Annotated in this window: 10 protein-coding genes; 9 read left to right on the top strand and 1 reads right to left on the bottom strand. The window is 75.1% G+C overall.

Annotated elements, in window-relative coordinates; all coding sequences use genetic code 11:
- Nucleotides 1-216 precede the first annotated feature (216 nt).
- The 6 genes from AB0N76_RS37615 (at nucleotide 217) to AB0N76_RS37590 (ending at nucleotide 6,322) form a co-directional block, all read left to right on the top strand.
- A complete protein-coding gene (locus tag AB0N76_RS37615; protein ID WP_363565271.1) occupies nucleotides 217-618 on the top strand; it encodes a hypothetical protein in 402 nt (133 codons plus the stop codon).
- A 79-nt stretch (nucleotides 619-697) separates the two neighbouring features.
- Nucleotides 698-1,630 (top strand): NAD(P)-dependent oxidoreductase, encoded by a 933-nt coding sequence (locus tag AB0N76_RS37610; RefSeq protein WP_363565269.1) that lies wholly within the window; start codon nucleotides 698-700, stop codon nucleotides 1,628-1,630.
- Nucleotides 1,631-1,743: 113 nt separating this feature from the next.
- Nucleotides 1,744-2,346, top strand: coding sequence for an NAD(P)H-dependent oxidoreductase (locus AB0N76_RS37605; RefSeq protein ID WP_363565267.1), 603 nt, complete (start codon nucleotides 1,744-1,746; stop codon nucleotides 2,344-2,346).
- Nucleotides 2,347-2,665: 319 nt separating this feature from the next.
- The gene (locus tag AB0N76_RS37600; protein ID WP_363565265.1) at nucleotides 2,666-3,979 is read left to right on the top strand and encodes an LPXTG cell wall anchor domain-containing protein; all 1,314 of its coding nucleotides are present in this window, start codon (nucleotides 2,666-2,668) and stop codon (nucleotides 3,977-3,979) included.
- 326 nt (nucleotides 3,980-4,305) lie between these two features.
- A complete protein-coding gene (locus AB0N76_RS37595; RefSeq protein WP_363565273.1) occupies nucleotides 4,306-5,469 on the top strand; it encodes a hypothetical protein in 1,164 nt (387 codons plus the stop codon).
- A gap of 76 nt (nucleotides 5,470-5,545) precedes the next feature.
- Entirely contained in the window at nucleotides 5,546-6,322 is a 777-nt protein-coding gene (locus AB0N76_RS37590) for a MerR family transcriptional regulator (RefSeq protein WP_363565263.1), read from the top strand.
- Between the two features lie 62 nt (nucleotides 6,323-6,384).
- On the opposite strand, the gene AB0N76_RS37585 is transcribed toward AB0N76_RS37590, so the two are convergent.
- The gene (locus AB0N76_RS37585) at nucleotides 6,385-7,443 is read right to left on the bottom strand and encodes a helix-turn-helix domain-containing protein (RefSeq protein ID WP_363565261.1); all 1,059 of its coding nucleotides are present in this window, start codon (nucleotides 7,441-7,443) and stop codon (nucleotides 6,385-6,387) included.
- Between the two features lie 206 nt (nucleotides 7,444-7,649).
- On the opposite strand from AB0N76_RS37585, the gene AB0N76_RS37580 reads away from it, so the two are divergent.
- The 3 genes from AB0N76_RS37580 to AB0N76_RS37570 all read left to right on the top strand — a co-directional run bounded on the left by AB0N76_RS37580 (nucleotide 7,650) and on the right by AB0N76_RS37570 (nucleotide 11,449).
- Nucleotides 7,650-9,098: a hypothetical protein gene (locus AB0N76_RS37580; protein ID WP_363565259.1), complete on the top strand. Its 1,449-nt coding sequence runs from the start codon at nucleotides 7,650-7,652 to the stop codon at nucleotides 9,096-9,098.
- A gap of 102 nt (nucleotides 9,099-9,200) precedes the next feature.
- Nucleotides 9,201-9,887, top strand: coding sequence for a SigE family RNA polymerase sigma factor (locus AB0N76_RS37575; RefSeq protein WP_363565257.1), 687 nt, complete (start codon nucleotides 9,201-9,203; stop codon nucleotides 9,885-9,887).
- Nucleotides 9,884-11,449 (top strand): hypothetical protein, encoded by a 1,566-nt coding sequence (locus AB0N76_RS37570; protein ID WP_363565255.1) that lies wholly within the window; start codon nucleotides 9,884-9,886, stop codon nucleotides 11,447-11,449. The genes AB0N76_RS37575 and AB0N76_RS37570 overlap by 4 nt, the downstream gene beginning before the upstream one ends.
- Nucleotides 11,450-11,490 lie beyond the last annotated feature (41 nt).

Raw genomic sequence — 11,490 nt, 5'->3', positions numbered from 1 at the left:
CCGGGGCGGTCGGGGGCCCGCCCCGGCGCGCACCGTCGGTCCACGCCGGGGTACGGGCGCGGCCCACGCCGGCGCGCACCGGAGCGCCGACGCCCGCGCGGGCGTCCCCGGCGGGCTCCTCGTACGGGTGAAGATCGTGAAGGTCGCCGCAGAACACCGGGGTCAACCGATGAAAAGCCGCTGCCGCTGTCGGTACCGCGTGGCAGGCTTCCCGCTATGACGGCGTGGACCCTCAACGACATCGAACGTGCGATCCGCTCCTCCTGGGGTGTCGACACCTGCGCGCCCGAGGACCTGGCCCACTGGCGTCCCGACAATCCCGCCTGCGGCCAGTGCGGGGCCACCGCCCTGGTGGTGCACGACCTGCTGGGCGGCGAGCTGATGATGGGCGAGGTGTACGTCGGCGGGGTCCGGACCGACCTGCACTGGTGGAACCGGTCCGCCGCCGGCGTCGAGGTCGACATGACCCGCTCGCGGTTCGGTCCGGAGGAGCGGGTCGGCCCCGGCCGGCCGGTCGCCCGCCCGCAGCGTCCGGGCCGGCTCCAGGCCCAGTACCAGCTGCTGCGCGGCCGGGTCACCGCCCGGCTGGAGGCCGGCCGCGGCGCCGCGGCCGCGTGACGCCGGGGGTGACCGGGGCTTTCGGGCCTGCTGGGGCACCCGGGGCGGTCGGGAAGGGCTGACGTACAGTCGGTTCTCCGTGGACGGACGGCCGGTTCGTCCGCCGGGCGACAGGCGGGAGCGCGCGATGAGCGGGATGACGGTCGGCTTCGTGGGACTCGGCGAGATGGGCCGCGGCATGGCCGCGAACCTGCTGAAGGCCGGGCACGCCGTCCGGGTCTGGAACCGCTCGCCCGAGCCGGTGGCCGCGATGGTCGCCCAGGGCGCGCGGGCGGCCGACGGGCTGGCCGACGTCTTCGCCGCCGAGGTCGTGGTCTCGATGCTGGCCAACGACGAGGCCGTCGAACGGCTGCTGCTCGACCCGGTCCTGCTGGCCGGCGCCACGGCCCGGGTGCACGTCAACACGGCCACCGTCTCGGTCGCCCTGGCCGAGCGCGCCGAGGCGCTGCACGCCGAGCACGGCATCGGGTACGTCGCCGCGCCGGTGCTCGGCCGGCCGCCGGTGGCCGCGGCCGGACAGCTCGACATCCTGGCCGCCGGGAGCGCGGCGGACCTGGCGGCGGTCGAGCCGCTGCTCGCCGCGATGGGCCGGCGCACCTGGCACTTCGGCGAGCGCCCGGCCCAGGCCAACACCGCCAAGATCAGCGCCAACTTCCTGCTGGCCTGCGCGATCGAGTCGATGGCCGAGGCGTGCAGCCTGGCCGAGGCCAACGGCGTCCGGCCGACCGACCTGGTCGAGATGCTCACCGACACGCTGTTCCCCGGGCCGGTCTACAGCGGGTACGGCTCGATGGTGGCCGAGCGCCGCTACGAGCCGGCCGGGTTCAAGCTGCCGCTCGGGCTCAAGGACGTCGACCTCGCGCTGACCGCCGGAGCCGCGGCCCACGTCCCGCTGCCGTTCGGCAGCGTGCTGCGGGACGCCTTCCTGGACGCGCTCGCGCACGGGGACGGCGAGAAGGACTGGGCCGCCGTCGCGGCCGTCGCCCGCCGCCGGGCCGGGCTGCCCGCGTAGCGCGCGGGGGCGTGCGCCCCGGCGTACGCCCGGTGGGGAACAGGCCGGCCGGGGCGGGTGTTGCGGACAGCGGGTCGGGACGTCCGGCCGCGGGTGTACGTACGGGGGTCCCGTTGTCCGAGCTCAGCACCGGCGCCGACGCGCGGCGTTCGTTCCTCTTCCTCGATGCCGGCGCCCGGGCCGACGGCAACTCCGCGCAGCTCGCCCGGCTGGCCGCCGCGGCGAGCCTGCCGCCCGGCGCCGAACAGCGCTGGCTGCGGCTGAGCGACCACCCGCTGCCCCCGTTCGAGGACCGCCGGCACACCGCCGACGGCCGGTACGACGAGCCGACCGGCCACGAACGCACCCTGCTGGACGCCACCTTGGCCGCCACCGACCTGGTCTTCGTCGCGCCGCTGTACTGGTACTCGCTGCCGACCGCCGCCAAGCTCTACCTGGACCACTGGTCGGCCTGGCTGCGGGTGCCCGGCGCGGACTTCCGCGCGCGGATGGCCGGCGGCACCGTCTGGGCGGTCACCGCGTACGCCACCGAGCCGGACAAGGCCGAGCCGCTGATCGGCACCCTGCGGCTGTCCGCCGACTACCTGGGCATGCGCTGGGGCGGCGCGCTGCTCGGCAACGGCACCCGGCCGGGGGACGTGCTCCGGGACGACCGGGCGCTGATCGCGGCCAAGTCGTTCTTCGCGGACGCCGACGCGGACGCGGAAGCGCGCTGAGGCGGGCGCGGACGCGCGCTGAGGCGGGCGCGGGCGTAGGCACGCCCGGGGGCCGTGCGGTACGGTCCTCCGGACGTGTACCGGTCACCCTGCGGATACCTGACGGTCAGTCGCAAAAGCCCTGTCCCTGGGCATAGTTGGGCCAACCGGACAGAAAACCCACCAGGCGCGGGAGAATGCGGCACCCGGCTTCCGGCGCGACCGGATCCTTCGGTAGTCTCCGTCGGACTTTCAGCTTCGCGGGGGGAACGCAGCTCGGACAGCAGCCCTGTCCTCCCGCGCTCCCGGGCCGTGCCCGGACACTCTCGTGAGGTTTCCCTTGTCCATCTCCATACCTCGCAGTCTCGCCCTGGCCGGTGCCACCGCGCTGGCCGCCTCGCTGGCCCTGACCGGCGCCCAGGGCGCGGTGGCCGCCGCCACCACCGGAGCGTCCTCCGCCGCCGCCGCGCCGCAGGCCGACAAGACTGCCCGCGCGCTCGACCTGTCGCTGGACGGGGTGCCGCGGACCTTCGTCGCCGGCGGCGACACCAAGATGTTCAACTTCACCGTCGACAACAACACCAAGCAGGACTTCGTCTACTACCCGCTGCTCAAGTTCAAGAACGCCAAGGGCAGCCTGCGCGCCGAGCACCTCAAGGTCGAGTTCCAGCTCCCCGAGTCGCTCGACAAGTCGAAGACCTGGGTGTCCGCCGCGCCCGCGCCGGGTGGCGGCGACAGCGACGACGACAGCGTGCTGTTCCTGCTGGCGAAGCTCATCGGCGGCCAGGTGCCCGACTACGAGAACTCGCTGCTCGCCGTGAACAAGGGCAGCAGCCTCACCGTCGCCGTCCGGGTCTCGGTGAGCGCGGACGCGCCGCTCGGCACGGCCGGGGTGGTCCCGGTGGTCTTCGCCGCGAAGGCGGAGGGCGACAAGCCGGTCGGCGAGGGCGAGTTCAGCTGCGACGGCATCCGCGGCGAGCGCTTCAAGATCGTGGCCAACGGCGGCGGCAAGCCCAGCCCGACCGCCACCCCGTCGACCGCCAAGCCGACCACCCCCACCGCGAGCCCGACCGGGAAGCCGACCGGCAGCCCGTCGGCCAGCACCTCGCCGACCGCGTCGCCCACCACGTCGCCGAGCACCTCGCCCAGCGGGACCGGTTCGCCGTCCGCCACGGCGACGCCGTCGACCACCGCGACGCCGAGCACGACGGGGACGCCCAGCACGACGGCGACCCCGAGCGCGAGCACCAGCCCGTCGGCGACCACCACGCCGTCGGCGAGCACCTCCCCGAGCGCCACCACGTCGCCCAGCGCCTCCACGTCGCCCAGCGCCACCGCGAGCGCGTCCCCGAGCGCCTCCGGCACCGCCGCGCCCGCGAGCTCCGCCCCGGCCCCGGCGGGCTCCACCCCGGCCGACGACGACACCGCGGCCCGGCAGCCGATCGACTTCCCGGTGAGCGTCCCGGCGATCGCGCCGCTGCCGATCACCCCGAAGGCCGTCGCCCAGGCCCGCGCCAACGCCGACAAGGCGCTGGCCACCACCGGTGGCGGTGACGACACCACCGGCATCGCGATCGCCGGCGGCGTCGTCCTCGCGGCCGGTGTCGGCACCCTGGTGGTGCTCCGCCGCCGCCGCTCGGCCCAGCAGGGCTGATCCCGGCACGACCCACGGATGACCAGAACCGCCCGCCTCCCCGGCTGTGACCGGGGGTGCGGGCGGTTCCTGTTCGTGTGGCCGGCGGGTGGGGTGGGTGGGGTGTGTCGCGGGGTGGGGTGGGACGGGGGCGCTCCCCGGCCGCCACCGGGGACACGGGCGGTTCCGTTCGGTCGCCTAGGATGACCGGCCGGGGGAGCGGCAACGGCAGACGAGGTACCGGGGTGCGTGGACGGAGCGCGGGACGCTCGACGAGGCCGGGACGACCGGGGCGGCCCGGCCGGACCGGCACGGACTACGACGCCGCCACCGGGCGGATCGCCGGCCTGCCGGTCCGCAGACACCACGTCCTGCTGATCGCCTGGACCGTCCTCTGGTTCCTGCTGGTCGAGCCGAGCGGCGGCTTCTCCTGGCACTACCTCCGCCAGGGCGAGCAACTGCTCTTCAGCGACCGCCCGGACGGCGGCCTCTCGCTCTACGCCCACCATCCCGAGCTGCAGATCGGCCCGGTCAGCCTGGCCGTGGCGCGGCTGTTCAACCCGTTCCCGGCGCACACCGGCGAGCTGCTGGCCGAGGCGGTGATGTCCGGGCTGGGCCTGGCGATGCTGGTCCTGGTGGGCCGGACCGCCGCCCACTACTACCTGGGCACCGGCACCAACCACCGCCGGCTCCAGCAGCGGCTGCTGATCGCCGGGCTGGCGTTCATCCCGATGTGGGTCGAGGTGTCGGTCCGCTTCGCGCACCTGGACGACGTGCTGGCGCTGTTCTTCACCACCCTCGCCGCGCACGAGCTGAGCCGGGGCCGGGCCACCCTGGTCGGCGTGTACCTGGCGCTGGCGGTGGACTCCAAACCGTGGGCGCTGGCCTTCGCGCCGCTGATCCTCGCGCTGCCCCGGCCGGCCTGGCTGCGGACGGCGCTCTGGTTCGTCGGGCTGGTGGCGGTCGCCTGGCTGCCGTTCTACCTGGGCAACCTGGACACCATGGCGGCCGCCAAGTTCACCATCCCGAACCAGCCCGCCTCCGCGCTGCGCTGGTTCGGGGTGACCGACCCGGCGACCCCGTGGTGGGACCGGCCGGCGCAGTTCGCCCTCGGGCTGGGCCTGGGCAGCCTGGCGGTCTGGCGCGGCCGCTGGCCGGCCGTCGTGCTGCTGGGCGCGGACGCCCGGATCCTGCTCGATCCGAGCGTCTACACGTACTACTCCGCGTCGATCCTGCTCGGCACCCTGCTCTGGGACACGGTCGGCCAGCGGCGGCTGGTGCCGTGGTGGAGCTGGATCGCGCTGGCCGCGCTGTACGGGGGCACGCTGCTGATCCCGTCGGACCCGGTGCGCGGACTGGTCCGGCTCGCCTTCGTGATCGTCTCGGCCGGGTACGTGCTGCTCTGGCCCACCCAGCGGCGGCGCGGGCCCGGACGGCGCGGCGCGGGGCACGGCGACGGGACGACGGCCGTCCCGGGGCCGCGCGCGGAACCCGAACCGGTGGCGGCGTAGCACCTGCCTCAGCCCGGGCTTGACCCTCACGCAACGGTAGGCGGGAGAGTCGGGGCCACACGGAGGGAGAACCCGGATGGACGGCGGACACACGGTCGGTGCCGTGGCGAGGATCGCCAAGGTGACCGTCCGCACCCTGCACCACTACGACGAGATCGGCCTGCTGTCCCCTCGGGCCCGCACCCGGGCCGGCTACCGCCGGTACGACGAGGCCGACCTCACCCGGTTGCAGCGGATCCTGTTCTACCGCGAACTCGGGTTCCCCCTGGAGGAGATCGCGACCATCCTGGACGACGACTCGGTGAGCCCGAGCGAGCACCTGCGGCGCCAGCACCGGCTGCTGACCGACCGCATCGCGCACCTCCAGGAACTGGCCGCGGCCGTCGAACACGCCATGGAGGCAGAGAAGATGGGTATCCAGCTGACCCCGGAGGAGAAGTTCGAGGTCTTCGGCGAGTCCTACCGCGAGGAGTGGGAGTCCGAGGCCGAGCAGCGCTGGGGCGACACCGAGGCCTGGGCCCAGTCCCAGCGCCGCACGGGTAGCTACAGCAAGGCCGACTGGGAGCGGATCAAGGCCGAGGCGGACGCGCTCAACGCCCGGCTGGTCGAGCTCTTCACCGCCGGCGAGCCCGCCGACGGGGGCCCGGCCATGGACCTCGCCGAGGTCCACCGGCAGCACATCTGCGAGAACTTCTACGACTGCACCTTCGAGATCCACCGCGGCATCGCCGGGATGTACGTCGCGGACCCGCGGTTCACCGAGGTCTACGAGCGGCTCGCCCCGGGCCTCGCCCGCTGGCTGCACGACGCCATGCTCGCCAACGCGGCCTTCCGCACCGGCGAGCAGGCCTGACCCGCGGCGAGGTGAGCAGGCCTGACCCGCGGCGAGGTGAGCAGGCCTGACCCGCGGAAAGGTCAGGCCACGCCGCGCCCGAAGGAGCGGCGGTAGGCGGTGGGCGAGGTGCGCATCACCCGGCCGAAGTGGTGCCGGAAGGTCGCGGCGCTCTCGAAGCCCACGGCGGCGGCGATCTCCTCGACGGTGCCGTCCGGCGCCTCCAGCAGCGGAAGGCTGGCGGCGACGCGCTGGCTGATCACCCAGCGCATCGGGCTGGTCCCGTTGCGGGCGGTGAAGTGCCGCAGGTAGGAGCGGTCGGACATCCGGGCGGCCCGGGCCAGCACGGTGACCGTGAGCGGGTCGGCGAGGTGGTCCAGCGCCCAGCGCATGGAGCGGCCGATGCCGTCGTCCTCCTCCTCGACCGGCCGGACGGCGGCCTCGATGAACTGGGCCTGGCCGCCGTCCCGGTGCGGCGCGACGACGAACCGCCGGGCCACGCTGTTGGCCACCCTGGCGCCGTGGTCGCGCCGCACCAGGTGCAGGCAGAGGTCGATCCCGGCCGCGCTGCCGGCGCTGGTCAGCACCGAGCCGCCGTCCACGTAGAGCACGTCCGGGTTGACCCGGACGGCGGGGTGGCGCTGCTGGAGCAGTTCGGCGTACCGCCAGTGGGTGGTGGCCTCCCGGCCGTCGAGCAGTCCGGCGGCGGCGAGGGCGAACGCGCCGGAGCAGATCGAGACGATCCGGGCGCCGCGGTCGTGCGCGGTGCGCAGCGCCTCGACCAGCGCGGGGGAGACCGTGCCGCTGAAGGCGTTCGGCACCCCGGGGACCACCACGGTGTCGGCGGCGGCGAGGTCGTCGAGGCCGTGCTCGGCGGTGAGGGTGAAGCCGCCGACGGAGCGCAGCGGGGTGCCGGGCCGGTCGGCGCAGACCCGGAGCCCGTACCAGGGGGTGGCGAGCAGTCCGCCCAGCTCGGGCCGGGCCAGTCCGAACACCTCGACCACCACGCCGAGTTCGAACGGGGCCATGCCGTCGAAGGCGTAGACCGCGACGTCGTGCACCGGTTCCGGTCGCGGCCCGATGGAGACGGCCACGGGGCCGGTGGGGCCGCCGTGCTCGGCGGGCGGGTGCCGGTCGGCCATGCGGACCCCCTGCGGACGGGTGCTGACGGTGGTGGCGGAACGGCGGTGAGTGTAGTCGTTCCGACCGGTCCGAAATTTTCTTCGAACACCCGACAACCACCCGGGAGGATGGGCGTCTGACAGGGTGAGGGCCGGTCCGGTACGGGTGCGAGCGCGTGCCGGACCTCGTCCGGCCGCCGCGTCCGACTACCACCGGGGAACCCACCATGCGTCCGTCCACTGTCCGGCGTCTCGTCAGGACCGTTCCGCTGGCGGCGGTCGTCGCCGGCGCGACCGGTTACGTGCTGCTCCCCGCCGACGCCGGCGCGGACGCGCGGCCCCGGGTCGCCGCCGCCGGACCGACCGCGCCTACGGGGGTGGCGCTGGTCGCGCCGGTGGCCGAGGCGGTGCCCGCTCCGGCGGGGACGGCGGGCGTGGACCCGGCGGCCGCGGGGCCGACCGGGTCGGCCGCCGTCCCGACCGCCGACCAGGCGCCGACGGCCGCCGGTACCACCGGAACGAGCGCCGCCCCGGCCGCCCCGGCCAAGGATCCGGCCAAGGACCCGGTCACGGTCCCGGCCAAGGGCGCGACGCAGCAGGCCGAGCCGGCCACCCGGAGCGCGCCCGTCCCCGCCGCCGACCCGGCCAAGCCCCCGGTGAACCCGGCCACCCCGCCGACCCCGGCCACCTCGGCCACCTCCACCGCCACGTCCGCCCCGGCCTGGCCGGAGCAGATGCCCGGCGCGGTCGGCGAGCACGTCGACGTCTCGCTCCGCTCGCTCTCCGGCTCCGGCGACTGGCGGATCCGGGCCGGCGGCAGCTACCTCGACTTCGAGGTGACCTGGACCAACGCCACGGACAAGCGCTTCGACGAGATCGTCCCCGTGGTGCGGGCGCTCCCGTACGACTACCCGGCCGCCGTCGCCAAGCTCGGCGCGACGGCCAAGGGGCTGCTGGACCGCAAGGACCTCGACGAGTGGCGGGAGGCCAAGCTGACCCAGGAGGGCGGCGTGGACAACGGCCCCCAGGTGGCGGCGTTCGCGCTCGACCCCGGGGAGAGCCGGGCGGTCCGCTACCGCCTGACCCTGGCCGCCGACAGCATGTCGGGCCGGCTGCCGATCGCCGCCGAGGCGTACGTCGGCCGCGGCGCCAAGGCGGACCGGATCGGCGGCGCCGAGGCGCGGCTGAACGTGGCGGTGGACAGGCCGGTCCTGTTCTCGTTGGGATGGCCCACCCCCATGACCGTCGGCCGGATCCCGACCGAGTTGGGGGTGGAGCTGGCCAACCTGGATGCGCAGGCCGGGCACACCGTCGCCCCCGTCGTCGCGGTGACCGACCCGCTCGGCCCGAACACCAAGCACGGCTTGGTGCCGGCGGACCTGATCGCCGAGGTCTATGTGGACGGCGAGTGGCGCCGCCTCCAAGGCGCCTTCGACACGGACGGGCTGGTCCGGCTGGACACCAGCGTGCTCACCCGGTCCCTGGGGCCTGGGGAGACCGCGCGCTACTCGTTCCGGGTCAACGTGCCGAAGGGCTGGAACGCGGGGAGCGGCCTCGAGTTCACGGTCGGCGGGACGGTCGACGGTCAGGCCCTGCCGACCCAGAAGGCGCGCCCGCTCACGTACTGGATGCCGGGGGACAGGCCGAAGGAGTTGCCGGCGGTTCCGAAGTCCTAGGCCCGAGGCCCCGGCTGGTCCGATCGGGGGGCCACAGCGACCAACCAGTTCCTGACGCACCGGAGTCGAGCCGGAACGCTGTCGGGGGGAAAGCGAAGACGGATGTCCATGGCCATCGGGCCGGCCGCGCGGGCCGCCGAGGGGCGGAGGTTCACCCTCCGTGGGCTGGTGCGGCTGCTGTTCGGCGCGCGGGACGTGCAGGGCGCGGGCGAGGTGCTCGACCTGCCCGTCCCGACCCGGACGGCCGTCCAGCGCCGGGCGGGCTTCCGCCTGCTGCCGGGCGGGGGGCGGACGCGCGAGGCCGGGCCGTCCCTGACCGAGCTCTACCTCACCCACCGGCTGAGCCTGGTCCGGCTGGCGGTGCTGCTGGTGGACCATCAGGACCAGGCCGAGGACGTCGTGCAGGAAGCTTTCGCCAAGCTGTACCAACGGCACGGCGAGGAGCTCGACGACCTGGACAACGCGCTGGCCTATCTGCGCACGGCGGTGGTCAACGGCGCCCGGTCGGTGCTGCGCCGACGCCGGACGGCCCGCGAGTACGTGCCGCCGCACGAGGCCGACGCGCCGTCGGCGGAGGACCACGCCGTCCTCAACGACGAGCACCGCCGGGTGCTGGTGGCGATGCAGGAGCTGACCGCGCGCCAGCGCGAGGTGCTGGTGCTGCGCTACTGGTCCGACCTCTCGGAGTCGGAGATCGCCGAGATCCTGGCGATCTCCCGGGGCACCGTGAAGTCCACCGCCAGCCGGGCCCTGGACGCCCTGGAGAAGAAGCTGGAGGACGTTCGATGAGCGAGGACCGGCGTCCCACGGCCGACGGGGAGCGGGACCGGACGGGGAGCACCGACTCCGGATCCGGCCCCGGGTCCGGCAACGGCGGCGGTACCGGCACCGGCACCGGCAGCGGAAGCGGCGGCGAGTCCGCGATGGAGCGGCTGCTCCGCGAGGCGCTGGCCGCCCGGGCCGCCCGGATCACCGCCCAGGACCTGCGCCCGGCCGACCCGCCGAAGGGCCCCCGGTCCCGGCGGCGCCCCGCCTACCTGGTCGGGCTGCCGCTGATGGGTCTGGCCGCCGCGACCGTCATCGGCGTGCTCACCGTCCCGACCGACACGCTCGCCCACAAGGACGACGGCCCGCCGGCGGCGACGATGAGCGACGGCCCGGGGCCGACCCGCGGCCCGGACCCGGTGCTGCCGACCGGCTTCCCCGTCCCACCCCCCGACGAGACCGCTCGGCCGGCCGGGGGGCCGACCGAAAGTCCGTCGGGGGGCCCTTCCGCCTCGGCCGAGCCCGTTGGCCCCCTCTCGGGGACGACCTCGGGACGGACCGGCACCGGACAAGCGGGAGCGACCACCCCGGCGCCGGGCGGCGCGCCTGCTGGGACGCCGTTCGTGCCCCCAGCGGAGGCCCCGTCCGGTCCGGCGACGCCGGGTTCGGGCCGGCCTGTGAACGGCATCGCGCTGAGCTTCGACGGGCTGGCCGGGACGCAGGCGATCGTCGGCGCGGGCCCGGTGGGCTTCTCGGTGACCTGGCGCAACACCACCCAGCAGCCGTACGACGCGGTGGCCCCGGTGGTCGCGGTCCGCACGCTCACCGACCCGGTCCGGGGCGGCCGCTCGGTGCGCGGCCGGCTGCAGCGCGAGGACGAGGGCGGCGTCTGGACGGACATCCCACTGACCGAGGGCTCCGGCGCCTACCGGACCGCGGCCGACGCGGCGGCGTTCCCGCTGGCCGCAGGGGCGGCCCGGACGGTTCGTTTCCGGCTCGACCCGGCGATCGACAGTGGGGAGGGCACGCTGTTGATCGAAGCCCTCGCCCTGTTGTCGGCCACCCCGGAGCGGACCCAGGACGCCTCGGTACTGGCCCCGCTACTGCTGACCAGCGCCCCGGCTGACAGCCGGAAGGCGCCGGAGCTGCGGATCAGCTCGGGACCGAGCACCGGGTGGATCGATTACTGGAGGCCGAGCACGTTCACCATGACCGTCCGCAACCCGGGCGCCGCGCCGCTGGCCTCGGTGGTCCCGACGGTGGTGCTGACCGGGGCCGACGCGGTAAAGGTCCGGGTGCGGACCAGGTACGGGACGGACCCCGGCAGCCTGCGCACGCTGCCGGTGTCCTCGGACGGGAAGGGGCAGCTGGTGGTGGATACGTCGCTGCTTGAGCGGCTACTCAAGCCCGGCGCCACGACAGCGTTCGACTTCTCCTTCGACGTCACGGACGAGTGGCAGCCCGCCTCCGCCGACTTCGGCGTGATCGTGGGCGCGCGCGGGGACGGCCGGGACGCCGTGCCGGTGGTCATCCAGCCGAAATTCACCCCCATGGTCTTGCCAACCCCGACGCCGACCGGCCCGTGACCGACGCCGACGGGTCGGCCCCCACTGCTCGGGGGCCGACC

It is taken from the genome of Kitasatospora sp. NPDC093806, assembly GCF_040683335.1.
Lineage (GTDB): Bacteria > Actinomycetota > Actinomycetes > Streptomycetales > Streptomycetaceae > Kitasatospora.
This window is presented reverse-complemented; position numbering and strand designations above follow the sequence as displayed.

What these genes read in the sequence shown, in the direction of transcription:
- AB0N76_RS37615 (WP_363565271.1), top strand. Translation starts at nt 217, where the DNA reads ATGACGGCGTGGACCCTCAACGACATCGAACGTGCGATCCGCTCCTCC.
- AB0N76_RS37590 (WP_363565263.1), top strand. Translation starts at nt 5,546, where the DNA reads ATGGACGGCGGACACACGGTCGGTGCCGTGGCGAGGATCGCCAAGGTG.
- AB0N76_RS37585 (WP_363565261.1), bottom strand. Translation starts at nt 7,443, where the DNA reads ATGGCCGACCGGCACCCGCCCGCCGAGCACGGCGGCCCCACCGGCCCC.
- AB0N76_RS37580 (WP_363565259.1), top strand. Translation starts at nt 7,650, where the DNA reads ATGCGTCCGTCCACTGTCCGGCGTCTCGTCAGGACCGTTCCGCTGGCG.
- AB0N76_RS37575 (WP_363565257.1), top strand. Translation starts at nt 9,201, where the DNA reads ATGTCCATGGCCATCGGGCCGGCCGCGCGGGCCGCCGAGGGGCGGAGG.
- AB0N76_RS37570 (WP_363565255.1), top strand. Translation starts at nt 9,884, where the DNA reads ATGAGCGAGGACCGGCGTCCCACGGCCGACGGGGAGCGGGACCGGACG.